This window comes from Stenotrophomonas maltophilia, assembly GCF_013464485.1.
Classification (GTDB): Bacteria; Pseudomonadota; Gammaproteobacteria; order Xanthomonadales; family Xanthomonadaceae; genus Stenotrophomonas; species Stenotrophomonas maltophilia_AW.
Window position 1 is genome coordinate 23,172 of the sequence record NZ_RAUX01000046.1, and the last position, 23,658, is coordinate 46,829.

At 66.1% G+C, this 23,658-nt stretch carries 30 protein-coding genes and 1 tRNA gene; 27 read left to right on the forward strand and 4 right to left on the reverse strand.

Translation table 11 applies throughout. The annotated features are described in order from the left end of the window. Positions 1-132: 132 nt before the first annotated feature. From aspS to queC, 19 genes are all read left to right on the forward strand, one after another. Entirely contained in the window at positions 133-1,884 is a 1,752-nt protein-coding gene (aspS, locus tag D7Y61_RS18885; protein WP_180868531.1) for an aspartate--tRNA ligase, read from the forward strand. A 16-nt stretch (positions 1,885-1,900) separates the two neighbouring features. Then, positions 1,901-2,239, forward strand: a complete 339-nt coding sequence (locus D7Y61_RS18890) for a DNA primase (RefSeq protein ID WP_180868532.1) — start codon at positions 1,901-1,903, stop codon at positions 2,237-2,239. Positions 2,240-2,270: 31 nt separating this feature from the next. Next, positions 2,271-2,792, forward strand: a complete 522-nt coding sequence (locus D7Y61_RS18895) for a GNAT family N-acetyltransferase (protein WP_005410760.1) — start codon at positions 2,271-2,273, stop codon at positions 2,790-2,792. 75 nt (positions 2,793-2,867) lie between these two features. Then, positions 2,868-3,500 (forward strand): esterase/lipase family protein, encoded by a 633-nt coding sequence (locus tag D7Y61_RS18900; protein ID WP_043035110.1) that lies wholly within the window; start codon positions 2,868-2,870, stop codon positions 3,498-3,500. A 158-nt stretch (positions 3,501-3,658) separates the two neighbouring features. Beyond that, entirely contained in the window at positions 3,659-4,390 is a 732-nt protein-coding gene (locus D7Y61_RS18905; RefSeq protein WP_099552808.1) for a YebC/PmpR family DNA-binding transcriptional regulator, read from the forward strand. A 105-nt stretch (positions 4,391-4,495) separates the two neighbouring features. After that, positions 4,496-5,017 carry a crossover junction endodeoxyribonuclease RuvC gene (gene ruvC, locus D7Y61_RS18910; protein WP_180868533.1) on the forward strand — a complete coding sequence of 174 codons (522 nt, stop codon included), beginning with the start codon at positions 4,496-4,498 and terminating at the stop codon, positions 5,015-5,017. A 13-nt stretch (positions 5,018-5,030) separates the two neighbouring features. Continuing rightward, positions 5,031-5,624, forward strand: a complete 594-nt coding sequence (gene ruvA / locus D7Y61_RS18915; RefSeq protein ID WP_014648163.1) for a Holliday junction branch migration protein RuvA — start codon at positions 5,031-5,033, stop codon at positions 5,622-5,624. Between the two features lie 49 nt (positions 5,625-5,673). Then, positions 5,674-7,593 (forward strand): potassium transporter Kup, encoded by a 1,920-nt coding sequence (locus D7Y61_RS18920; protein WP_180868534.1) that lies wholly within the window; start codon positions 5,674-5,676, stop codon positions 7,591-7,593. Between the two features lie 317 nt (positions 7,594-7,910). Continuing rightward, positions 7,911-8,951, forward strand: a complete 1,041-nt coding sequence (gene ruvB / locus D7Y61_RS18925; RefSeq protein ID WP_180868535.1) for a Holliday junction branch migration DNA helicase RuvB — start codon at positions 7,911-7,913, stop codon at positions 8,949-8,951. Further along, entirely contained in the window at positions 8,941-9,372 is a 432-nt protein-coding gene (gene ybgC, locus D7Y61_RS18930) for a tol-pal system-associated acyl-CoA thioesterase (RefSeq protein ID WP_180868536.1), read from the forward strand. The genes ruvB and ybgC overlap by 11 nt, the downstream gene beginning before the upstream one ends. A 10-nt stretch (positions 9,373-9,382) precedes the next feature. Further along, a complete protein-coding gene (gene tolQ / locus D7Y61_RS18935; protein ID WP_006438802.1) occupies positions 9,383-10,162 on the forward strand; it encodes a protein TolQ in 780 nt (259 codons plus the stop codon). 24 nt (positions 10,163-10,186) lie between these two features. Then, positions 10,187-10,615 carry a protein TolR gene (gene tolR / locus D7Y61_RS18940; protein ID WP_099479207.1) on the forward strand — a complete coding sequence of 143 codons (429 nt, stop codon included), beginning with the start codon at positions 10,187-10,189 and terminating at the stop codon, positions 10,613-10,615. After that, entirely contained in the window at positions 10,605-11,657 is a 1,053-nt protein-coding gene (gene tolA / locus D7Y61_RS18945) for a cell envelope integrity protein TolA (protein WP_180868537.1), read from the forward strand. The genes tolR and tolA overlap by 11 nt, the downstream gene beginning before the upstream one ends. Before the next feature lie 140 nt (positions 11,658-11,797). Beyond that, complete coding sequence (locus D7Y61_RS18950) at positions 11,798-12,130, forward strand: TonB C-terminal domain-containing protein (RefSeq protein WP_180868538.1); 333 nt, start codon at positions 11,798-11,800, stop codon at positions 12,128-12,130. 179 nt (positions 12,131-12,309) lie between these two features. Beyond that, on the forward strand, positions 12,310-13,629 hold the full coding sequence (gene tolB, locus D7Y61_RS18955; protein ID WP_180868539.1) for a Tol-Pal system beta propeller repeat protein TolB: 1,320 nt from the start codon (positions 12,310-12,312) through the stop codon (positions 13,627-13,629). 64 nt (positions 13,630-13,693) lie between these two features. Then, positions 13,694-14,212 carry a peptidoglycan-associated lipoprotein Pal gene (gene pal / locus D7Y61_RS18960; RefSeq protein ID WP_180868541.1) on the forward strand — a complete coding sequence of 173 codons (519 nt, stop codon included), beginning with the start codon at positions 13,694-13,696 and terminating at the stop codon, positions 14,210-14,212. Positions 14,213-14,215: 3 nt separating this feature from the next. Next, positions 14,216-15,034 (forward strand): tol-pal system protein YbgF, encoded by an 819-nt coding sequence (ybgF, locus tag D7Y61_RS18965; protein WP_180868543.1) that lies wholly within the window; start codon positions 14,216-14,218, stop codon positions 15,032-15,034. A 169-nt stretch (positions 15,035-15,203) separates the two neighbouring features. Then, positions 15,204-15,905: a 7-carboxy-7-deazaguanine synthase QueE gene (queE, locus tag D7Y61_RS18970; RefSeq protein ID WP_180868546.1), complete on the forward strand. Its 702-nt coding sequence runs from the start codon at positions 15,204-15,206 to the stop codon at positions 15,903-15,905. Positions 15,906-15,983: 78 nt separating this feature from the next. Continuing rightward, on the forward strand, positions 15,984-16,649 hold the full coding sequence (gene queC / locus D7Y61_RS18975; RefSeq protein WP_180868552.1) for a 7-cyano-7-deazaguanine synthase QueC: 666 nt from the start codon (positions 15,984-15,986) through the stop codon (positions 16,647-16,649). A 134-nt stretch (positions 16,650-16,783) separates the two neighbouring features. Here the strand turns inward: queC and D7Y61_RS18980 are convergent, their stop codons facing one another. Then, positions 16,784-17,740, reverse strand: a complete 957-nt coding sequence (locus D7Y61_RS18980; protein ID WP_180868554.1) for a DUF2268 domain-containing putative Zn-dependent protease — start codon at positions 17,738-17,740, stop codon at positions 16,784-16,786. A 186-nt stretch (positions 17,741-17,926) separates the two neighbouring features. On the opposite strand from D7Y61_RS18980, the gene D7Y61_RS18985 reads away from it, so the two are divergent. After that, positions 17,927-18,002: transfer RNA gene (locus D7Y61_RS18985), tRNA-Lys, on the forward strand. Between the two features lie 290 nt (positions 18,003-18,292). Here the strand turns inward: D7Y61_RS18985 and D7Y61_RS22665 are convergent. Continuing rightward, the gene (locus tag D7Y61_RS22665) at positions 18,293-18,661 is read right to left on the reverse strand and encodes a hypothetical protein (RefSeq protein ID WP_258010425.1); all 369 of its coding nucleotides are present in this window, start codon (positions 18,659-18,661) and stop codon (positions 18,293-18,295) included. Further along, a complete protein-coding gene (locus D7Y61_RS18995) occupies positions 18,615-19,121 on the reverse strand; it encodes a hypothetical protein (RefSeq protein ID WP_180868556.1) in 507 nt (168 codons plus the stop codon). Before D7Y61_RS18995 ends, D7Y61_RS22665 begins: the two co-directional genes overlap by 47 nt. Before the next feature lie 85 nt (positions 19,122-19,206). On the opposite strand from D7Y61_RS18995, the gene D7Y61_RS19000 reads away from it, so the two are divergent. The 7 genes from D7Y61_RS19000 (at position 19,207) to D7Y61_RS19030 (ending at position 23,143) form a co-directional block, all read left to right on the forward strand. After that, entirely contained in the window at positions 19,207-19,467 is a 261-nt protein-coding gene (locus tag D7Y61_RS19000) for a YdaS family helix-turn-helix protein (protein WP_180868558.1), read from the forward strand. Then, a complete protein-coding gene (locus D7Y61_RS19005; RefSeq protein ID WP_180868560.1) occupies positions 19,457-19,885 on the forward strand; it encodes a hypothetical protein in 429 nt (142 codons plus the stop codon). Before D7Y61_RS19000 ends, D7Y61_RS19005 begins: the two co-directional genes overlap by 11 nt. A 125-nt stretch (positions 19,886-20,010) precedes the next feature. Next, positions 20,011-20,208 carry a hypothetical protein gene (locus D7Y61_RS19010; RefSeq protein ID WP_014038210.1) on the forward strand — a complete coding sequence of 66 codons (198 nt, stop codon included), beginning with the start codon at positions 20,011-20,013 and terminating at the stop codon, positions 20,206-20,208. After that, entirely contained in the window at positions 20,205-20,741 is a 537-nt protein-coding gene (locus D7Y61_RS19015) for a glycoside hydrolase family protein (RefSeq protein WP_180868561.1), read from the forward strand. The genes D7Y61_RS19010 and D7Y61_RS19015 overlap by 4 nt, the downstream gene beginning before the upstream one ends. Before the next feature lie 3 nt (positions 20,742-20,744). Then, positions 20,745-21,209: a lysis system i-spanin subunit Rz gene (locus tag D7Y61_RS19020; protein WP_075676496.1), complete on the forward strand. Its 465-nt coding sequence runs from the start codon at positions 20,745-20,747 to the stop codon at positions 21,207-21,209. A 49-nt stretch (positions 21,210-21,258) separates the two neighbouring features. Continuing rightward, positions 21,259-22,122: an alpha/beta hydrolase gene (locus D7Y61_RS19025; RefSeq protein WP_180868562.1), complete on the forward strand. Its 864-nt coding sequence runs from the start codon at positions 21,259-21,261 to the stop codon at positions 22,120-22,122. A gap of 82 nt (positions 22,123-22,204) precedes the next feature. Beyond that, positions 22,205-23,143, forward strand: a complete 939-nt coding sequence (locus D7Y61_RS19030; RefSeq protein ID WP_180868564.1) for an alpha/beta hydrolase-fold protein — start codon at positions 22,205-22,207, stop codon at positions 23,141-23,143. A gap of 77 nt (positions 23,144-23,220) precedes the next feature. Here D7Y61_RS19030 and D7Y61_RS19035 read toward each other — a convergent pair whose 3' ends face one another. Beyond that, on the reverse strand, positions 23,221-23,643 hold the full coding sequence (locus D7Y61_RS19035; protein WP_180868566.1) for a response regulator: 423 nt from the start codon (positions 23,641-23,643) through the stop codon (positions 23,221-23,223). Between the last annotated feature and the right edge of the window lie 15 nt (positions 23,644-23,658).

Below are 23,658 nucleotides of genomic sequence, written 5' to 3' on the forward strand. Positions count from 1 at the left end.
GCCCGACTATAGGGAGGGGGGCGATCAAGCCGGTGTGACTGGCCGGATTTGCCCCGGCCGGGGCCTCGGCCGCAGAATACGAGGCTTTCCGGCCCCCATCCGGTGCCGGCGTTCTCCAGCGGAGCTTCCCCCATGCGTACCCACTTCTGCGGCCTGGTCGATGAGACCCTGATTGGCCAGACTGTCACCCTCGCCGGTTGGACCGACGTGGCCCGTAACCAGGGCGGCGTCTGCTTCATCGATCTTCGAGATCATGAAGGCATCGTGCAGGTGACCGTGGAAGTCGACAACGCCGACGTGTTCGCCGTGGCCGCGTCGCTGGGCTACGAGGATGTGCTGCAGGTGGAAGGCGTCGTGCGTGCCCGCCACGCGGTGAACGACAAGATGCGCACCGGCAAGGTGGAAGTGATCGCCACCGCCATCACCGTGCTGAACAAGGCCGCGCCGCTGCCGTTCCACGCCCACGAGAATCCGGGCGAGGAAACCCGCCTGAAGTACCGCTACCTGGACCTGCGCCGCCCGGAAATGCAGCGCATGCAGCGCACCCGCATCAAGCTGGTGCAGGCCCTGCGCCGCCATCTGGACGAAAAGGGCTTCCAGGACATCGAGACCCCGATCCTGACCAAGGCCACCCCGGAAGGCGCACGCGACTTCCTGGTGCCGGCGCGCATGCACCCGGGCGAGTTCTACGCCCTGCCGCAGAGCCCGCAGCTGTTCAAGCAGATACTGATGGTGGCCGGCTTCGACCGTTACTACCAGATCGCGCGCTGCTTCCGCGACGAGGCCCTGCGCGCCGACCGCCAGCTGGAATTCACCCAGCTGGACATGGAATTCGCCTTCGTGCGCGAGCAGGACGTGCAGGACTTCGTCGAGTCGATGATCCGCGCGATCTTCAAGGAAGTGGTCGACGTCGACCTGGCCGCCACCTTCCCGCGCATGACCTGGGCCGAGGCGATGCGTCGCTACGGTTCGGACAAGCCGGACCTGCGCATTGCGCTGGAACTGGTGGACGTGGCTGAACTGGTCAAGGACAGCGAGTTCGCCGTGTTCACCGGCCCGGCCAACGATGCCGACGGCCGCGTCGCCGCGCTGCGCATCCCGGGCGGTGCAGCGCTGTCGCGCAAGCAGATTGACGAGTACGCCGCGCATGCCGCCAAGTACGGCGCCAAGGGCCTGGCCTACATCAAGATCGCCTACAACGGCGAAATCAGCTCGCCGATCCAGAAGTTCTTCAGCGAAGCGTCCTTCGCCGCGCTGGTCGCCCATGTCGGTGCCGGCAACGGCGACATCGTGTTCTTCGGCGCCGGTGGCTACAACAAGGTCTCCGACTTCATGGGCGCGCTGCGCCTGAAGGCCGGCAAGGACTTCGGCCTGGTCGCCGACGGCTGGGCGCCGCTGTGGGTCACCGACTTCCCGATGTTCGAGTGGGACGAGGAAGAACAGCGCTACGTCGCCCTGCATCACCCCTTCACCGCACCGGCTGTGGACGACATTGCCGACCTGCGCGCCAACGCCCGCACCGCCGTTTCGCGCGGCTACGACATGGTGCTCAACGGCAATGAAATCGGCGGCGGCTCGATCCGTATCCACCGCCCGGACATGCAGAGTGCGGTGTTCGAACTGCTGGGCATCGGCGCCGAAGAGGCTCGTGCCAAGTTCGGCTTCCTGCTCGACGCGCTGAACTACGGCGCGCCGCCGCACGGTGGCATCGCCTTCGGCATTGACCGCATCGCCGCGCTGATGGCCGGCACCGAGTCGATCCGCGACGTCATCCCGTTCCCGAAGACCACCGGTGCACAGGATCTGATGACCGACGCGCCGTCGCCGATCGTCGACGCGCAGCTGGCCGAAGTGCACATCCAGGTTCGCCCCAAGACCAACTGATCAGGAGATCCAGGCAATGACCGAGTTCGCGTTTTCGCTGGAGTGGGAAAAGCTGGGCAATGAAGGCGCCGAGGCCAATCTGGTCACCGAGCGTGCACGCGTGTTCGGGGGGTGGCTGGTCCGCGTGGGTACCAACCCGGCGGCGATGGCCCTGACCTTCGTCGCCGACGGCGAAGGCCGCTGGGACGGTGAAGACTTCGGCGTCGAGGATTACGAGGACGACGAAGAGGAAGAGTACGACGAGGACGGCGAGGAAGAAGAGGAAGAAGAGGACGAAGAGGACGAAGAGGACGAAGAGGACGAAGAGGAAGAGGACGAGGAAGACGAAGAAGCGGAATCGCCGGAAAAGGCTTGACCGCCCCTTCGCGCTGACGTCAACTTCCCGTATGTATTCGATCCGCCGCGCCACTGTGGACGACGCGCCGACCCTGTCGGCACTGGCCGCCCGCACGTTCACCGAAACCTTCGGCCATCTGTACCCGCCGCAGGACCTGCAGGCCTTCCTGGAGGAGGCCTACACGGTCGAGCGCCAGCGCGTGATCCTGGCCCACCCGGATTACGCGGTGTGGCTGCTGGAGCTGGACGGGGAGGCGGTCGGCCATGCCGCCGCCGGCCCCTGTGGCCTGCCGCACCCGGACGTGAAGCCTGGTGACGGCGAACTCAAGCGCCTGTACCTGATCAAGACCCAGCAGAGCTGTGGCTGGGGCAGCCGCCTGCTGGAAACCGCGCTGGCCTGGCTGGAACACGAAGGCCCACGCACCCTGTGGCTGGGCGTGTGGTCGGAAAACTTCGGCGCACAGCGCTTCTACGCCCGCTACGGTTTCGAGAAGGCCGGCGAATACCTGTTCCCGGTGGGCGACACGAACGATCTCGAATTCATTCTTCGCCGCGCACCGCGCGCGGCCTGATGTTCACCGCCGCTTGCTGCGCGCGCGTGTTCAATCACCGTACGTTCCTGCCCCGCTGACTGCCAGGCTGTTTGCATGACTCCCCCCGTATTGCTGCTGCATGGCATCTGGAATGCCCGCGCCTGGGTCGGGCCGCTGGCCTGGCGCCTGCGCGCGCGTGGCTTCCAGGTGCACGCGTTTGGTTATTCCTCGGTGTTCGGTGGTCCGGACGTGGCCGTACCGCAGCTGCTGGAGCGGCTGGCTGACGCCGGCCCACTGTCGCTGGTTGGTCACAGCCTGGGCGGGCTGCTGGCCCTGGAAGCGCTGCGACGCAATCCGCAGTTGCCGGTGCAGCGCGTGGTCTGCCTGGGCTCGCCGCTGCGCGGCAGTGGCACCGCGCGCTCGTTGTCCGATCATGGCTGGGGCCTGGCGCTGGGCCGCAGCAGCGAGCTGCTGCTGGACGGCCTGCCGGACTGGCAGGGCAAGGCCGAGGTTGGGCTGATCGCGGGCTCAGTGCCGCATGGGCTGGGCAGCCTGCTGGGCGCGATGGACGACGCCTCTGATGGCACCGTGGCCCTGGCCGAGACCCGCCTGCCGGGATTGGCCGACCATTGCGTGGTGCGTACCAGCCACAGTGGTCTGGTGGTGTCGCCCGACGCTGCCCGGCAGACCGCGCATTTCCTGCGCCACGGCCAGTTCGACCACAGCCGCGACGCCGCCGCCGCGTAGGCAGGTGCGAACCGTCCTGCCTTGGTGGGTGCGAACCTTGGTTCGCACGCGCTTCACCGGGCCATGCCCGGCGGCATCCCTCCGCCCTAGACACGGTTGCAGCGCCTGATCAGGTAGAATCCGCGCCTTGATCCTGAAGCAGCCAGACGGTAGCACCCATGGGTAGAGGCCCCTCCATCGAAGCCCGCAAGAACGCGTCCGACGCGAAGCGTGGCAAGATTTTCACCAAGATCATCCGTGAGATCGGCGTTGCCGCACGCGGCGGTGGAGGCGACCCCAACAACAACCCGCGCCTGCGCGTGGCGATGGACAAGGGCCTGGCCGTGAACATGTCCAAGGACGTGATCGAACGCGCCATCAAAAAGGCCACCGGTGAACTGGAAGGCGTCGATTACGAGGAAATCCGCTACGAGGGCTACGCCCCGGGCGGCGTGGCCGTGATCGTCGACTGCCTGACCGACAACCGTGTGCGCACCGTGGCCGATGTCCGCCATGCGTTCAGCAAGTGCGGCGGCAACATGGGCACCGAAGGCTCGGTGGCCTTCATGTTCAAGCGCCTGGGCGTGCTCAGCTTCGCCCCGGGCGCCGACGAGGAGGCCATCACCGAAGCGGCTATCGAGGCCGGCGCCGATGACATCGTGGTCTACCCGGACGATGGCTCGATCGATGTGGTCACCAGCCCTGACGCGTTCAACGCGGTCAAGGACGCAATGACCGCTGCGGGCCATGTCGCCGACCACGCCGAGATCACCTTCCGCGCCGACAATGACATCAAGGTCGAAGGCGACGTCGCCCTTCAGGTCAAGAAGCTGCTGGACATGCTGGAAGACCTGGACGACGTGCAGGACGTGTACTCCAACGCCGAACTCGGCGCCGACGCCTACGCCTGAGCCGTCTTCGACGGCCTGGGCGCGGGCCGTTGAACGGTCACCGCGGACAGTCATGAGCCCATACGCCTGCCAGCGCTTCCCGTTCCGCCCCGCCAGGAGCGTCGCATGACCCGCATCCTCGGCATCGACCCCGGTTCGCAGCGGACCGGGGTCGGCATCATCGATGTTGATGCCGCCGGCCGCGTCAGCCACGTGCACCACCAGCCGCTGGTGCTGCTGGGCGCCGACGACTTCCCACAGCGCATGAAACTGCTGGTGCTGGGCCTGGCCGACCTGTGCCGCGAATACGAGCCACAAGAAGTGGCCATCGAACGCGTGTTCATGGCCCGCAACCCCGATTCGGCGCTGAAGCTGGGCCAGGCCCGTGGCGCGGCCATCTCGGCCGTGGTGCTGCGCGACCTGCCGGTGCACGAGTACGCTGCCAGCGAGATCAAGCTGGCGGTGGTCGGGCGCGGTGGCGCCGAAAAGCAACAGGTTCAACACATGGTCGGGCTCATGCTCAACCTGAAAACCAAGCTGCAGGCCGACGCGGCCGACGCGTTGGCGGTGGCGATCACCCACGCCCATGTAAGGGCGACGGCCAACCGCCTGGGGCTCAGTGCCCGCCAGGCGTGGGGCCGCAAATGAGGAGCTGCACGCAATGATCGGTCGACTGCGCGGCATCGTCGCCTACAAGGCGCCGCCGTGGCTGGTGGTGGACGTGAACGGAGTGGGCTACGAGCTGGAGGCGCCGATGAGCACCTTCTACGACCTGCCCGAGCTCGGCCGCGAGGTCACCCTGTACACCCATTACTCGCAGAAGGAAGACAGCGTCTCGCTGTATGGCTTCCTGCGCGAGGGTGAGCGGCGCCTGTTCCGCGACGTGCAGAAGGTCAGCGGCATCGGCGCGAAGATCGCGCTGGCCGTGCTGTCCGGCGTCAGCGTCGAGGAGTTCGCGCGCATGGTCCAGGCCGGTGACATCACCGCGCTGACCCGCATTCCGGGCATCGGCAAGAAGACCGCCGAGCGCATGGTGCTGGAGCTGCGTGACCGCGCGGCCCAGTTCGGTGCCGGCGGCGCGCTGCCCACCGGCAGTGGTCCGGCCCCGGCCGACCCGCTGTCCGACGCCACCGTGGCGCTGCAGCAGCTGGGCTACAAGCCGGCCGAAGCGGCGCGCATGGCCCGCGACGCCTTCAATGAAGGCGACGAAGTGGCCACCGTGATCCGCAAGGCCCTGCAGTCGGCGCTGCGCTGAGCCGCTTTCCCTCCCTTCAACGAACCGCCTGAGCTTCGCCAGGAGTCCCATGTCCAGCAGTCAAACCCCGCACGCAACCGCCCCAGGCGGCCACGGCCACGCCCCTCCGGCCGGAGGCATGGCGCTGATCATCGGTGCGATCGGCGTGGTCTTCGGCGATATCGGTACCAGCCCGCTGTACACCCTGAAGGAGGCGTTCTCGCCGCATTACGGGCTCAACAGCGACCATGACACCGTGCTGGGCGTGCTGTCGCTGGCGTTCTGGGCGCTGAACATCGTGGTCACCCTGAAGTACGTGACCATCATCATGCGCGCCGACAATGATGGCGAAGGCGGCATCATGGCGTTGATGGCGCTGACCCAGCGCACCCTGCGCAACGGCTCGCGCTCGGCGTATGTGGTGGGCATCCTCGGCATCTTCGGCGCCTCGCTGTTCTTCGGCGACGGCGTGATCACCCCGGCCATTTCGGTGCTGGGCGCGGTTGAAGGCCTCGAAGTGGCCGCCCCCGGCCTGCATGCGTTCATCGTGCCGATCACGGTGGTGGTGCTGCTGATGGTGTTCGCCGCGCAGCGCTTCGGCACAGAGAAGATCGGCAAGGCGTTCGGTCCGATCACCTCGGTCTGGTTCATCTCGCTGGCGGCGATCGGCATCTACAACATCGTCGACGCGCCGGAAGTGCTCAAGGCCTTCAACCCGTGGTGGGCGATCCGCTTCTTCATGGAGCACAGCTGGCACGGCATCTTCATCCTCGGTGCGGTGGTGCTGGCGGTGACTGGCGGCGAGGCGCTGTACGCCGACATGGGCCACTTCGGTGCCAAGCCGATCCGCCACGCCTGGTACTTCTTCGTGCTGCCGTGCCTGGTGCTGAACTATCTGGGGCAGGGTGCGCTGGTGCTCAACCACCCCGAGGCGGTGAAAAATCCGTTCTTCGAAGCGGTGCCGTCGTGGGCGCTGTATCCGATGATCATCCTGGCCACCATGGCCGCGGTGATTGCCTCGCAGTCGGTCATCACCGGCGCGTTCTCGGTCTCGCGCCAGGCCATGCAGCTGGGCTACATCCCGCGCATGCGCATCAAGCACACCTCGCACGACACCATCGGCCAGATCTACATCCCGGGTATCAACTGGGGCATCGCGGTGATGGTGATCGGCCTGGTGCTGGCCTTCCGCAGCTCCTCCAACCTGGCGGTGGCCTACGGCATCTCGGTGTCGGCCACGATGCTGATCGACACCCTCCTGCTGGCCCTGGTGGCGCGCTCGCTGTGGCCGAAGGCGCGCGCCTGGCTGCTGCCGCTGTGCGTGGTGTTCTTCATCATTGATCTGGGCTTCGTCATCGCCAACGGCGCCAAGCTGCTGCAGGGTGCCTGGTTCCCGGTGGTGCTGGGCATCTTCCTGTTCACCATGATGCGCACCTGGCGCCGTGGCCGCGAGCTGCTGCGCGATGAGATCCGCAAGGACGGCATCCGCCTGGATACCTTCCTGCCGGGCCTGATGCTGGCACCGCCGGTACGCGTGCCGGGCACCGCAGTGTTCCTCACCGCCGACCCGACCGTGGCCCCGCACGCACTGATGCACAACCTCAAGCACAACAAGGTGCTGCACGAGCGCAACGTGTTCCTGCACGTGGTCACGCTGCCGGTGCCGTATGCGCCGGAGGGGCAGCGGCTGAAGATCGAATCGGTGGGCGACGAGTTCTACCGTGTCTACGTGCGCTTCGGCTTCATGGAAACCCCGGACGTGCCGCTGGCGCTGATGCGCTCGTGTGACCACGGCGGCATCTACTTCGACCCGATGGACACCACCTTCTTCGCCAGCCGCGAAACCATCGTGGCCACTGCCAACCGCGGCATGCCGATCTGGCGCGACAAGCTGTTCGCGCTGATGCACCGCAACGCCGCGCCGGCGACCGGCTTCTTCCGCATTCCCGGCAACCGGCTGGTGGAACTGGGCGCGCAGGTGGAGATTTAATCTCCACCGTCGATCCATCCAACCTACCGTGTCGACCAAGGTCGACACCCACCAAAAGCAGGTAGAGTCGGCCATGCCATTCCGGCAGATTGCGGAGATCTGTCGAAGGAGGGGTGGGTCCGGTTGCGGAGGCGTGAGCCGCATGGATGCGGCGACCGAGCTTACATGGACGTACTTGCAGCGTCCCCCGCAACCGGGCCCACCCCGTCATTCCCCAGGAAGTCAGCTTTGGCTGTTGCTGTTGAGGTTGCCGGCCAGCGGCCGGCGCTACCGCGCTTCCGGCCCCGGAATGCACCCATTTACCGCATAATCACGGCATGACCGACGACCGCATCATCGGCGCCGGCGCCACCCGCGAGGATGACGCCGCCGACGCCAGCATCCGCCCCAAGCGCCTTGCCGATTACCTCGGTCAGGTGCCGGTGCGCGAGCAGATGGAGATCTACATCCAGGCGGCCAAGGGGCGTGGCGACGCGCTCGACCACGTACTGATCTTCGGACCGCCCGGCCTGGGCAAGACCACCCTCAGCCACGTCATCGCCAACGAGCTGGGCGTGGCCCTGCGCGTAACCTCCGGCCCGGTGATCGAAAAGGCCGGCGACCTTGCCGCGCTGCTGACCAACCTGCAGCCGCACGACGTGCTGTTCATCGACGAGATCCATCGCCTGTCGCCGGTAGTCGAGGAAGTGCTGTACCCGGCGATGGAAGACTTCCAGATCGACATCATGATCGGCGAGGGCCCCGCGGCCCGCTCGATCAAGATCGACCTGCCGCCGTTCACCCTGATCGGCGCCACCACCCGCGCCGGCCTGCTGACCGCGCCGCTGCGCGACCGCTTCGGCATCGTCCAGCGCCTGGAGTTCTACAGCGTCGAGGAACTGACCCGGATCGTGCGCCGTTCGGCCACCATCCTTGGCATCGACTGCACCGCCGATGGGGCAGGGGAGATCGCACGCCGCGCGCGTGGCACCCCGCGTATCGCCAATCGCCTGCTGCGCCGCGTGCGCGACTACGCCCAGGTCAAGGCCGGTGGCCACATCGACGAGCCGGTGGCCCAGGCGGCGATGAAGATGCTCAAGGTCGACCCGGAAGGCTTCGACGAGCTCGACCGGCGCCTGCTGAAAACGATGGTGGACTACTTCGATGGTGGCCCGGTCGGCATCGAATCGCTGGCCGCCGCGCTGTCCGAAGAGCGCGGCACGCTCGAAGACGTGGTCGAACCCTACCTGATCCAGCAGGGCTTCCTGGTGCGCACCGCGCGCGGCCGCATGGCCACCCACAAGGCCTACCGGCACATGGGCCTGAAGCCGAAGAACCCGCCGCAGGACCTGTTCGCGGAGGTTCCTGATGTCGGTTGAGCCGCGATTCAGTTGGCCGACACGCATTTACTGGGAAGATACGGACGCAGGCGGGGTGGTCTACCACGCCCGCTACGTGGCCTTCATGGAACGGGCCCGGACCGAATGGATGCGCGCGCTGGGCTACGGCCAGGAGCGCATGCGCAGCGAGCACGGCATGGTGTTCGCGGTGCGCTCGATGCAGATGGACTTCATCAGGCCGGCACGGCTGGATGACACCCTGCAGGTGAGCGCCACCCTGGTCCAGCTGAAGAAGGCCAGCATGGTCTTCAACCAGCAGATCCTGCGCGACGGCGAGCTGCTGCTGTCTGCGCAGGTCCGCATCGCCGCACTGGAAGCGGCCAGTTTCCGCCCGCGTGGCATGGACGAGGCCGTCCTTGCTGTGCTGCAACCCCACCTCCACCCCGAATCCGAACTTTGAGGAACAACGGATGATCGCAACGCTCCTGGCCCTGCAGGCCACGGTCACCGAGGCACTGCCGGCCGATGTCAGCAACGCCGCGACCCAGACCCTTGCCCAGGCCACCACCGGCGGCGGCATCAACTACCTCGAACTGATGGCCAAGGCCAGCCTGCCGGTGAAGATCATCGTGCTGCTGCTGCTGGTCGGCTCGTTCGTCAGCTGGGTGATCATTTTCCGCAAGGCCCGCGTGTTCAAGCAGGCCACCCGCGAGGCCGACGAGTTCGAGAACCGCTTCTGGTCCGGCGCCGACCTGGGCAAGCTGTACAGCTCGGCCACCGACCGCAGTCGCAATGTGGGCGGCCTGGAAGCGATCTTCGAAGCTGGCTTCCGCGAATACACCCGCCTGCGCGACAAGCGTCGTCTGGACGGCCGCGCGCAGCTGGAAGGCGCGCAGCGCGCCATGCGCACCACCTACACCCGTGAAGTCGACCAGCTGGAGCGCAACCTGGAACTGCTGGCCAACATTGGCTCGACGGCGCCGTATGTGGGCCTGGTCGGTACCGTGTTCGGCATCATGGTGACCATGCACGACATGATCAGCAGCGGCGCGCAGGCCGGTATCGCCGCCGTTGCCCCGGGCATCTCCGAAGCGCTGTTCGCCACCGCCATCGGCCTGTTCGTGGCCATTCCGGCGGTGTGGGCCTACAACCGCTTCACCACCCGAGTGGAGCGCATGTCGGTCCGCTTCGAGACCTTCGCCGAAGAATTCAGCTCCATCCTGCAGCGCCAGAGCGCTGGCGACGAGTAAGCGCCTGACCCGGGAGTCCAAGCCATGTCCGCTGCCATCGGTCGCCGCAAGCGCCGCAAGCTGAAATCGGAAATCAACGTCGTTCCCTACATCGACGTCATGCTGGTGCTGCTGATCATCTTCATGGTCACCGCGCCGCTGCTCACCCTGAGTTTCGACGTCGATCTGCCGCAGTCCAACGCCAAGGCGCTGGAAAGCAAGCAGGACCCGGTGATCGTCTCGGTGCGCCAGGATGGCCAGCTGAGCCTGAAGCTGCCCGACGCCAAGGAGCCGTCCGCGGTCTCGGCCGAGGAACTGGAAGGCCGTCTGGCCGGCATCGCCGCCCAGGACAAGGGCGTGCGCGTGATCGTCGCCGCAGACCGTGCCGTGGCCTATGAAAAGGTCATCGCCGCAATGGATGTGATCAAGCGCGCCAAGGTAGACAAGGTAGGCCTGGCCACCGATGCACGCTGACGCCCTGCCACCCCCGCAGCAGCGCGAACCCGGCTGGGGCCTGCCCCTGGCGCTGGCAGTGCTGGTGCATCTGCTGGTCGCGCTGATCTTCATCGGCGCCTGGCTGTGGTCGCCCGAACGCAACACCGATGCCGCCGCAGGCGATCCCTCGGTCGAGGCCAGCCTGGCGCTGTCCGCGTCCGAGGCGTCCGCCGCGCGCCAGGCCTTGCGCCAGTCGGAAAAGCTGGAAGACCTGCCGCCGCCGGTGGCCGAGCCGATCCCGGTGCCGGAAGACACCGTGCCGCCGCCGCAGCCGATTCCCGAACCGCGCCCGCAGGACGCGCCCACGCCGCAGCAGCAACAGGCGCAGGAGCGTGTCGCGCAGCCGGACACCAAGGACCAGGAAGCGGCCAACGCGCTGGCCATCTCGCAGGAGAAGGCCAAGCAGGAGCAGGAAGCCAAGCGCCGCCAGGAGCAGATCGACCTGACCGAACGCAAGCGCCAGGAAGAAGCGGAGCAGAAGCTGCGCCTGGCCAAGCAGCAGGAAGAAGACGCCAAGAAGAAGCTGGCCGACCAGGCCCGTCAGGCCGCGGACAAGGCCGAGGCGGAAAAGCAGAAGAAGATCGCCGAGATCCGTGCCCGCCGCGAGCAGGCCGAGAAGGAAGCCAAGCTGGCCGAGCAGAAGCTGCGCCAGGTGGCCGCCGCGCGTAATGCCGCCGGTACCGCCGCTGCAGGTGCCAGTGGTGCCGCACAGCCGGCCGCCGGTGGCGGTGGCAACAGCGATGACCTGACGGCCAAGTACGCCGCGGCGATCCAGGCCAAGGTGCGTGACACCTGGACCCGGCCGGACAGTGTGCCACTGGGTCAGAAGTGTCAGGTGACCATCACCCAGATCCCGGGTGGGCAGGTGCTGCAAGCCAAGGTCGGCGCCAACTGCCCGTACGACGAGGCCGGCAAGCGCTCGATCGAGGCGGCGGTGCTCAATGCGCAGCCGTTGCCGTACCGCGGCTTCGAGTCGGTGTTCAATCGCACGCTCAACCTGACCTTCACTGCGCAGGATTGATCGGGCAGGGGCATGGGACTGCCCCTGCCTGCTTTGTCGCATCAGCCTCTGGCGGTCCCGGTTTCGACCGGGCAATCTCCTGCTGCTCGGAAATCCCGCTTGGCGAGGCCGGATCGCCCAGCCGGGACGGGTTCGGTTCAATGCAGAGGATTGATTGTCTCCAGGCGGCGACGCCGAGCGAAGAAGCGGAAGAGGCCGTCCAGAAGGCTGCGTATGTTGAGGCAATCCGCGCGCAGGTCCTGGCTCAGTGGGTGAAGCCTTATACGGTCCATCGAGGTCAGCTGTGCCCGGTAATGATCCATCAAGCGCCGGGAGGGCATGTCATTCAATTCAAGGTGGAGGCCCCTTGCGAGTTCGAAGCGGAAGGCATGAACTCGTTGGAGAGAGCTGTGCTGGCCTCAAGCCCACTTCCCTACTACGGATTCGAGCAGGTGTTTTCGCCTCGGATCCGGCTGCGGTTCCTGGCCGAGTAGGGGCCTCACAGACGGGGGGCGAGCGAGGTCTGCCCAGCGTTGTTAGCCGTGACGTTAACGACATGTGAGAAGACGGGCTGGAACTGACCCGGAATTCACGTACCCTTGGTTCATGATTGCGAAGCGGTTCACTTCCGCTTTGCTATCCCTCGTTCCGGTTTCCCCCTATTGAGCGCTCCATGAAAAAGATGCCTCGCTGGCTTGCCGTGTTTGCGGCCCTGTTGCTGCCCTTTGCTGCCCTCGCGCAGCAGAAGGGGCTGGATATCGACATCATCGGCGGCAATGCCTCCGCGCTGCCGATCACCATCGTGCCGATGCCCTACCAGGGTTCGGCGGCTGCACCGCAGACCGACGTCGCTGGCGTGGTCCGTGCCGACCTGGAGCGTTCGGGCCAGTTCCGCACGCTGCCGGAAGCGCAGATCGTCGAGAAGCCGGTGCGCGGCGGCGACATCCAGTTCGCCACCTGGCGCGCGCTGAAGCAGAACTACATCGTGGTCGGCCGCGTGCTCGACGCCGGTGCCGGTGCCTACCGCGTCGAGTACGAACTGTTCGACGTGCCCAAGGGCGAGCGCCTGCTGGGCCTGGCGATGACCGCCCGTGGCAATGCCATGCGCGACGTCGCCCACCAGATGGCCGACGCCATCTACGAGAAGATCACCGGTGTGCGCGGCGCCTTCTGGACCCGCATCGCCTACGTGACCGCCAGCGGCAAGGGCGACGCCATGCGCTATGCGCTGATGGTGGCCGACTCCGATGGCTACAACCCGCAGACCATCGTGCGTTCGGCCGAGCCGCTGCTGTCACCGTCGTGGAGCCCGGATGGCGGCAAGCTGGCCTATGTCAGCTTCGAGCGTGGCAATTCGGCCATCTACATCCAGAACATCGCCACCGGCGCGCGTGAGCTGGTCACCAGCTTCCGCGGCATCAACAGCGCCCCGGCCTTCTCGCCCGACGGTCGCAAGCTGGCCTTGACCCTGTCGCGTTCGGGCAACCCGGAAATCTACGTGATGGATCTGGGCAGCAAGCAGCTGACCCAGCTGACCAACCACTTCGCCATCGACACCGAGCCGACCTGGGCGCCGGACGGCAGCGCGGTGTATTTCACCTCCGACCGTGGCGGTCGTCCGCAGGTCTACAAGGTCGGTGCCGGCGGCGGCAGCGCCGAGCGCGTGACCTTCCAGGGCAACTACAACGCCAAGCCCTCGGTGTCCTATGACGGCAAGAAAATCGCCGTGGCGCAGGGGTCGGGCAACAGCTACAAGATCGCGATGATGGACAGCTCGCTGGGCTCGCCGCGCTGGAGCACGCTGTCCCCGGGTTCGCTGGATGAATCGCCCAGCTTTGCGCCCAACGCAAGCATGGTGCTGTATGCCGCCCGTGAGGGTGGCCGTGGTGTGTTGTATGCCGTTTCGGCCGATGCGCGGGTTCGCCAGCGCCTGGTCCTGGCCGATGGTGATGTGCGCGAGCCGGCATGGTCCCCATACCGTACCCAGCGCTAAAAGAGTGTTAATATTTTCGCTGTCTTGAACCCCTCATCGGCCTAGGAGCCACAAAGGTATCGCCATGAACAAGTCCACCCGCGTTCTGCTTGTTTCCCTGCTGTCTGTGGCCGTCCTGGCCGGTTGCTCGAAGAAGGTGAAGGAAGAGCCGCAGGCTCCGGTCGACACCGGCACCTCGACCACCACCCCGACCGCTCCGTCGACCTCCGGCCTGTACGGCCCGGGCGACCTGGACACCGACGCCTGCCTGCGCCAGCGCGTTGTCTACTTCGACCTGGACAAGGAAGACGTGAAGCCGGAATTCCAGGCCATCATGGCGTGCCACGCCAAGTACCTGCGTGACCGTCCGTCCTCGCGCATCACCCTGCAGGGCCACACCGACGAGCGCGGTTCGCGCGCGTACAACCAGGCCCTGGGCGAGCGTCGTGGCAACGGCGTCAACTCGGCCCTGCAGGCCAACGGTGGCTCGGCTTCGCAGCTGACCGTCGTGTCCTACGGTGAAGAGCGTCCGGTCTGCACCGAGTCGAACGAGTCCTGCTGGTCGCAGAACCGTCGCGTCGAAATCGTCTACACCGCGCAGTAATCCATGCGCATTGGCATCAAACTGATGCTGGTCGTTGCGGCAGCCCTCGTGGCTGCCGCACCGGCGCATGCACAGCGACAGAGCCTGGCCGATCGTGTCGGCGCGCTCGAGCAGCAGATGTACAACAACAGTGCCAACCAGGACCTGTTGAACCAGATCAACCAGCTGCGGCAGCAGGTCACCAGCCTGCAGGCCTCGATCGAGCAGTTGCAGCACGACAACGCCCAGCTCAAGCAGTCCGCCCAGGACCAGTACCTGGATCTGGACAGCCGCCTGAACCGGTTGGAAGGGGGCACTGCCGCCCCGGCCCTGCCGCCCGTTCCGGCGAGCGCGCCGAAGGCCGCGCCGGCCCCGGCAAAGCCCGCAGCGGCGGCCACTTCCGAGCGGCCGCCTTCCGTCCATGGTGATGCCGGCAGCCTTGCCGCCACCGGCGACGAGCGTACCTCCTACAACGTCGCCTTCGATTCGCTGAAGGCCGGCAAGTACGATGATTCGGCGCAGCTGTTCCTGAGCTTCCTGCAGCTGTACCTGAACGGTGTCTACGCGCCGAACGCGCTGTACTGGCTGGGCGAGAGCTACTACGCCACCCGCAATTTCCCGATGGCCGAGACCCAGTTCCGTGAACTGCTGTCACGCTATCCGACCCACGACAAGGCCGCTGGCGGCCTGCTCAAGGTTGGCCTCTCGCAGTATGGCGAGGGCAAGGTCGATCAGGCCCAGCAGACGCTGGAGACCGTCGTGGCGCAGTACCCGGGCTCGGACGCTGCGCGCACCGCCCAGGACCGGCTGCAGTCCATCCGCCTCGGCAAGCAGATCCGCTGACCGAGCGTACAATAGCTGCCCCGTAGAGCCGAGCCCACGCTCGGCTGCTTTCGTTTCCGGATCGGCAAGCCCGCCCGGTTGCTGCTGTAGAGCCGAGCCCACGCTCGGCTGCTTTCGTTACCGGCCGCGGTAGCCCACCCGCCACGTGTCCCACCAAGAAGTGCCCGCCATGACCGCCGTTACCCCGTCCAACGCCGTCGCCACCCCCAGCGACATCGTGCAGTCGCCGCTGCCGCGCCTGAAGATCACCGAGATCTTCACCTCGCTGCAGGGCGAAGCCGATACCGCCGGCTGGCCGACCGTGTTCGTGCGCCTGACCGGCTGCCCGCTGCGCTGCCAGTACTGCGACACCGCCTATGCCTTCCACGGAGGCACCTGGTGGGACATCGATGACATCGTGGCCGAGGTGCTCGCCCAGGGCGTGCGCCACGTCTGCGTGACCGGCGGCGAGCCGCTGGCGCAGAAGCGCTGCCTGGTGCTGCTGCAGAAGCTGTGCGACGCCGGTATGGACGTCTCGCTGGAGACCTCCGGCGCACTGGACGTCAGCGCGGTGGACCCGCGCGTGTCGCGGGTGCTCGACATCAAGACCCCAGGTTCGGCGGAAGTGGTGCGCAACCGCTGGGACAACCTGCCGCTGCTGACCGCCCGCGACCAGATCAAGTTCGTCATCTGCAGCCGCGAAGACTACGACTGGGCCAAGGCCCTGTTGGCCGAGCACGATCTGGTGAAGCGCTGCACCGTGTTCTTCTCACCCAGCAAGGGCGAGATCACCGCACGCCAGCTGGCCGACTGGATCGTTGAAGACCGGCTGCCGGTGCGCTTCCAGATGCAGTTGCATAAAATCCTGTGGAATGACGAGCCGGGCCGATGAGCCCAGGCAACGTTCCCTGATGTAACTCCGGCGCGGGACAGCGTGCTGGCTTTCCCCTCCCAACCGGATGTTCTACCCATGAAGAAGGCAGTCGTGCTTCTCTCCGGCGGCATGGATTCAGCCGCCGTCATCGCCATGGCCCAGGAACAGGGCTTCGCCGTGCATGCCCTCAGCGTGCGCTACGGCCAGCGCCACACCTCCGAACTGGACGCCGCCGCCCGCGTCGCCAAGGCCCAGGGCGTGGTCGCGCACAAGACCGTGGACGTGGACCTGCGCAGCATCGGCGGCTCGGCACTGACCGACGACATCGACGTGCCCGAGGCCGGCGGTGCCGGCATCCCGATCACCTACGTGCCGGCGCGCAACACCATCATGCTGTCGCTGGCCCTGGGCTGGGCCGAAGTGCTCGGCGCCAACGACATCTTCTGCGGCGTCAACGCCGTGGATTACTCCGGCTACCCGGACTGCCGCCCCGAGTTCGTGGCCGCGTTCCAAGCGCTGGCCAACCTGGCCACCAAGTCGGGCGTGGAAGGCGCGGGCATCAAGGTACATGCACCGCTGCAGTTCCTCAGCAAGGGCCAGATCGTCAGCGAAGGCGTGCGGCTGGGCGTGGACTTCGGCCTGACCGTGTCCTGCTACAACGCCGACGCCAACGGCGCCGCCTGCGGCCACTGTGATGCCTGCCGCTTGCGCGCGCAGGGCTTCACCGAAGCCGGCGTGCCGGACCCCACGCTGTACGCCTGATCGCTCGGTAGAGCCGGCCGCTGGCCGGCTTCCTCTGTGGGTGCGAACCTTGGTTCGCACGCCCTTCGCCGGGCAGGTCTGACTCTGGTGGGTGCCAACCTTGGTTGGCACTGTGCGCCTGGCACGGCCCGGCGCTACCGCTGCTGCAACCACCCCGACGCTTCAATAAACGCCTGCACTACGGCCGGATCTGTGTAATCCAGCTCGATCATCCGCGCGATCCCTGCCTTCTCATCGGCCTGCTGGCGCATGTACTCCTGCGCGATGCGGTACCCGGCGTAGTACCCCAAATCACTCACCCCAAACGGATTGCGGGCGCTGTTGTACAGCCAGTTGTCCAGACCCTCGCCGTCCATTTCGGCGACGAAACGCGCGCGGATCTGCGCCTCGTGCGCGGGCCCGTAGCTGTACATCGGCAACGTCGGCCGACGCCCACTCAGCCGCTCCGCCACATACTCGGCCACACCCTCGCGCACCACGTACTGGGCCAGGCTGCCGGTGGTCTCACGCTGCTGGGTGTGTACGTACTCGTGCAGATTGTTCTGCGCATTGTTCATGCCCGGCCGGCTGTCGTAGTAGATCCGCAGGCGGTCGCGCATCTTCTCGGGCAGCTCGCTCACGTCCACGCGCTCATCGCCCAGCGCCATCTCCGCACCGATCAGTACCTTGTCATCCAGCGTGGTACCGCCGGTACGCAGCACGCCAATCGCGTAGGTGATGGTGGCCGGGCGCAGTGCAGGGTAGAGCAGCCGGAAGGCGGCCACATCATGCTCCAACGTGGCGCTGGCCTGCTGCGCATTGGCGGTGAGCGGCCGCACCGATGTCCAGAAGCGTGGCCACGCGTTCATGGCTTCGGCGTACTCGCGGGCAGTGTAATTGCGGACCTGCATCAGCGCATGCAGGCCCGGGCTGCCCGGATCGATGTAGAGCTGCTGGACCAGTGCCAACCGGCGCTCGGCACCGGGCTCGGCGCGCACCGCATCGTAGGTGGCCCAGAAGCGGGCGATGTCGTCGGTGACGACCTGGGAGGGGGCGGCCACAGCGGCGCAGGGCAGCAGCAGGGCGGTGATCAGGTGGAAAAGAGGGCGCATCCGTGGCTCCGGGCGGGTACAACGGATGGGATGCGAGGTTGGCCGGAAAGGTTTAGATCGGGTTGGCTGGGCTGGCGCTGCACGCTGGGAAGCCTCCGCAGCTCATTGAGCAACACCGCAGAGTTTCGCGCGGGCAGCAAAGTAGGCTAGAATGCGGACCCCGCCGAAAGGCCGGGGCAAGGCACCGGGCCGTTAGCTCAGTCGGTAGAGCAGAAGACTTTTAATCTTTTGGTCGAAGGTTCGAATCCTTCACGGCCCACCATTGCATTGATGATCAAGGCGCCCCCTGGGCGCCTTTTTCATTTCTCGTTGCAAGCACTCCTGCAGCGCCGGGACGTGCCGCGGAAGGGGGTGAGGAAACTGTCGATCCGATTGGCTGCGCATGCCCTCGGATCGGGGCGAAGCGTGTGGGACAGCCCGAAGGCTGATTCCTTGTAGCTGCCAATGTCGTACCAGTGATGCTACGACATCACTTAAAAGGTAATTATTGGGTAACTTTTGGTAATTGATGTCCAGCCTGATCCGGCCATCTGCGGCTGGTCAGCGGGCATATCAGCCGTAGTGTGCGCGCAGCAGCCCGGCGTCGTGGAAGGAAATGCCCTCCCGGATGCACTCCTCCGCGCGTTCCATGTCCTTGTGTAACTGGATCAGTGCATCGTCGGCGAGCTGCTCGATGTTGACCACGCCGCAGCATGCCTGGTCGATCACATGTTGCATGGGCTCGCCCCAGCGCCGGCGTACGTTGCGGATCATGCGGCAATGCCACTCGCGCATGATCGCGTCCATGCGCCTCTCGCCGCGGATCGCAACTGCGTCTCCGGCCACCACCCGCAATGCCGGCGCCGGGTTGCGCTCGCCGCGCAGTTCCTGGGTCCTAGCGGCCAACCGCTGTGCGAGCTCCTCGAGTCGCGTGTGAGTCATCCTTCGCCTCCCTGATCCGTTTTGCCAGAAGCTTCGTCAGGTCGAGGACATTGTCCGGCGCAGAAGGCTGACCGAACTCGTCTACGACCATGAATGCGGTCTCCAGCAGCACGGGGTCGTAGATCCATTCCGGTGGATCGCCGACAAGCTCCAGGTAGTGCGAAAGCACCTTGACCGCAGCGCTCATTTTCTCGAAATCCAGTCCCGCAGATTGAGACTGAAGCGACATCTCACCGTCCTGATCGACGCGATCCAGTGTTCCATGTGGAAGCTGCATCACCGATTCAAGATCGCGAGCAAGACGATGGCCGATGCTCTTCGGGTTGCTCTCGGAAATCCACTGGCTGACTTGGGGCTGCGCCCAGCGGGTGCCACCGAACAGGCGGGCCCATTCGGCCGGGCCCCCGGCGGCGGCCACGCGGAGGCGCATGTTGAGGGTGCGAGCGGTACTGGCGTCCATCCGTAGATGGTGCGCTGCATTACCAATCCAGCAAATGACCAAAACGGTATTGACGACGCATTACCTTGGCGGTAATGTGCGGGCCATGAACCTCATCGACTACGCCATCTCCCAGGGGGGCTACGGCACCCCCAGCTGCCCCGTCATGCGCCGCCTGGCTCACCAGACCGGTTGTGCGCTGCGGACCCTCTACATGATCGCCCGCGGCCACAAGCTGCCCGGCGCGCGACTGTGCCGGCGCATCGAGCTGGCCACTGCGGGCGTTGTCCGCCGCGAATCCCTGCGCCCGGACGTGTTCGGTCCGGGCCCGTCGCCCCTCAAAGGAGAAGCCCCCCATGCAGCTTGATACGTTCGGTGAGTACGTCCGCAGTCGGCTGGAACACTGGGGCGGCGAATATGCCCTGCATCGCGACTGCGAATACCTCGGCTTCCAGTCGCGCAACCTGCTGGCGGTGCTTATCGAGCATCGCGGTGACATGCCTGGCCGGGCCCAGGGATACAAACCTCTGGAAACAGACCAGCTTGCGCAGCAGATCGAGGACATCATCACTGCGGTTTCGCGCGACAACGTGGCGATGGCCTGTGCACTGCGCGGCTACTACTGCGGGCGTGGCCGTCGCAAGGTCGAACGGTTCGAAACGGCGAATCTGCTGCTGGCCAACTGCGGGCAGCGACCGGTGTCCAACCGGCATTACCTCAACCTGGTCGAACTCGGCTTCCAGCGCGTGCGTGGCTGGATGGAGGGCATCGCCCAGGCCGCATGAGCGGCGGATCCAATCTTCCGCCCGCCTCCCGACCGGAACAACCCTCGTGCCGAGCCGGCAGCGAGGCGGGCACCTCTTCCGGCCACGTCGATGCGACGCGGCCTGCAATCCCTTCAGGACCCATCATGAAAGAAGAAATCATCAGTACGGCCGGCGCGGCGGCCATCAAGTCGGCGCCGCCGGTTACCGTCGCCGGTGCGCTTGCAGCCGGTATCACCCTGGACCGGCTGGTCGTCGTCCTGACCATCATCTACCTGGCTGCGCAGATTGCCTATCTGGGCTGGCGCTGGCTGCGCGAATGGCGCCGCAGGGAGCGCGAATGAGCCGGCCCACCAGCACCCTGCCGGTACGCAGCCTGGTCGCTGCGCTTGCACTCAGCGCGGCAGGCCTGATCGCCATCGTCGACCGCGAGGGATACACCGACGCCGCAGTGGTACCCACGCGCAATGACCGTCCAACCTATGGCTTCGGCTCGACCGTTCGCGAGGACGGCACGCCGGTGAGGCTGGGCGATCGCACCACGCCGGTACGCGCGCTGCATGCCGTACAGGCTCATCTGGCCAGGGAAGAAGGACAGTTCCGCGCGTCGCTGCCCGGCGTGGCGCTCAGCCAGGGCGAGTACGACGTCTATGTAGATTTCCTCTACCAGTACGGCATCGGCAACTGGCGCGCGTCATCGATGCGCCGGCATCTGCTGCAGGGTGAGTACCGCCAGGCCTGTGATGCCTTGTTGTTGTGGAAGCGGGCAGGGGGCTACGACTGTTCGACCCGTGTTGATGGGCGCCCCAACACCGTGTGCTGGGGTGTGTGGGAGCGCCAGCAGCAGCGCCATGCGCGTTGCGTGGCGGAGCAATGACCCATGCCGCGCATGCTGGTCGTGATGGCGTCGCTGGTGCTGTGGTCGCTGCTGATGTTCATGACCGGCTGGCGGTGGCGCGGTGATCGCAGCGATCTCGCGATGGCGCGTGCCGATGTGGAACAACAGGCCGGAGCGGTGCAGTCCGAACGGCGGTTGCGCCGGGATCAGGAAGAACGGAGCGAGGCGATGGCCTCACTGGGGGAACAACATGAACAAGATCGTGAGCGCGCGGCCGAGGTGGATGCCGATGTGGTGGCTGCCCTGCGCGCTGGCACTCTCCGCCTGCGCGACGACCTCGCCGCGTGCCACACCGGCCGTCTGTCCGAGGCCGCCGCCCGCACCGGCGAACGTGATGCGGGCGCCCAGTTACGAGCAGAGGTTGCGGCAGCGCTTGTTCGAATCGGACGTGATGCCGACGACCAGCTCCGTGCCTGCCAGGCCGTGATCGAACTGGATCGCCGTTGAGGGCGCCGGCGCAGTTATGCTGGCCGTCCTCTCTAAAATGGAAGTTCGCATGCGTGTCGCTGTCTTGTCCGTCTTGATCCTGCTGGCAACCGCGGGGCCAGGTGCTGCCGCTGTTCCCGCTGTGCAGGCGACGTCGCCGGACCCGGTCACTGCGGCGGCACCGTTGGTGATCGGCGAGACCTTCACCATGGAGTCGAAGGCGCTGGGCGAAACCCGTCGCATCACTGTCTACCGCCCGCAGCCCTGGGGCCTGGACCCGAAGGCGCCGCTGCCGGTGATCTATATGCCCGACGGCGGCATCGGCGAGGATTTCCTGCACGTGGCAGGGCTGGTGCAGGTGCTGAGCGGCAACGGCAGCATGCGCCCGTTCCTGCTGGTCGGTATCGAGAACACCGAGCGCCGTCGCGACATGACCGGCCCGAGCAGCGATCCGCAGGACCAGAAGATCGCGCCACGCATTGGTGGATCGGCGGCCTATCGCAGCTTCCTGCGCGATGAGCTGATGCCGCAGGTGCGCCAGCGCTACCCGATCACCGACGAACGTGCGCTGATCGGTGAATCGCTTGCTGGCCTGTTCGTGATCGAGACACTGCTGCAGGACCCGACACTGTTCAACAGCTATATCGCGCTGGACCCCAGCCTGTGGTGGAATCATGGCGCCTTGCTGGCTGGTGCGACCAGGCAGCTGCCGGCAGTGACGCGCGCACAGCCGCGGGTGTTCCTGGCCAGCAGCGGGCAGCCGGAGCTGGCGGCCTCTGCCGCGCAGTTGGCGGAGCTGCTGCAGCAGGCGTCGCCGTCGCCGTTGGTGAAGTACCTTCGGCTGCCAGAGGAAACCCACGCCACGATCTACCATCCGGCCGCATTGCAGGCGCTGCGCACGCTGTTCCCGGCGCCGCCGCCGGCCTCGCCCTGACCGCACTGGCAGCGGCTTACGCACCATGCAAGGATGCGGCAGTGGCGCCATCCGATGCGCCGCCCGCAACGGGAGAGCGTGGATGCAGCGTGTGTGTGGATGGAGTTTTGCGGTCTGTCTGGCCGTGAGTGGCTGTGCGATGTCGGTGGCGCCGCCGGCAGCGCAGAGTGAAGCGAAGGAGAGCCCGGCCGCCGCTGTGTCGGGCGTGGTACTGCCGGATACCGAAGCGCTGCGTGTACATGATCCGATCGGCCGAGACTATCCGATCTGGGTGTCGTTGCCGGCCGATTATGCTGCCCAGCCGGAAAAGCATTATCCGGTGCTGTACGTGACCGATGCGCTGTACAGCTTCCCGCTGGTGCGCAGCGTGCGCAACCTTGTCGGGCAGCAGGGCGTCAACATCGAGAACTTCATCCTGGTCGGGTTGCCGCCGCAGGAAGGACTGACCTCAAAGCAGAGCCGCTCACGTGACTACACGCCCAGCAACCCGGCGCGCACGAGCGATGGCTACTACAGTGATGACGTCACCTACGGCGGTGCTGCGCACTATCGCGATTTCCTGGCAGCGCAGGTGTTGCCGATGATCGATGCGCGTTATCGCACCGATCCCGCCCGGCGCGTGTTCGCCGGTCATTCCTATGGCGCGCTGTTCGGCACCTACGTGCTGACGACCCAGCCGGACATGTTCAGTACCTACATTCTGTCCAGTCCTTCGCTGTGGTTCGACCAGTTGCTGCTGCCACGCATGCAGGATGCTGCCGTCATCCCGGCACAACCTACGCGCGTGCTGCTGTCGGTGGGCAGCTACGAGACGGATAAACCGGGGCCGCGCTATTCAACCGGCAACGACATGCTGCGCCAGACTGCCGACTTCAGCGCTCAGCTTGAGCGCAGTGGCCGCAAGCTGAAGGTGGACAATGTTGTGATCGACGGCGAGGACCATCTCACGGTCTATCCGAGGGTGATCACCCGTGCGCTGCTGGAGGTGATGCCGGGTGAGGGGCCATATACCGGCGGTTGATGGCCGGTTCCATCCATGCAGGGCGCGGATCCACGCCAGTACACGCCGTAGATCCACGCCATGCGTGGATGATTGCCTCACGCCGCCTGTGCATCCGGTCCGGTCAACATGCCCACATCGGCGTGCCGGAAGCACAGCCGGATGGCATCGAGCAGCTCGCTCATGTTGTAGGGTTTGGGCAGGAAATGGATGCCGTCGCGCAGCTGCGGCAACACCTGATGCTGGTCCATGCCCGACGTCACTAGGATCGGCAGCTGGGGATGGAGGCCGCGGACCCGGTTGGCGACTTCAATCCCGCTGATCGGGCCCAGATTGACGTCGGTGAACAGCAGATCGAAACGCTCACCGGCGGCCAGCAGGCCCAGTGCCGCTTCGGCAGAGCTCACGCCCACCACGTGGCAGGCCTGGCTTTCCAGCGCAAGACGGCTCAGCTCGCGGGTTTCCTCGGCGTCCTCGATGAGCAGGACGCTGGGTTCAACGTGGCGCTTGGACAGCAACATGACGCTACAGCTCCG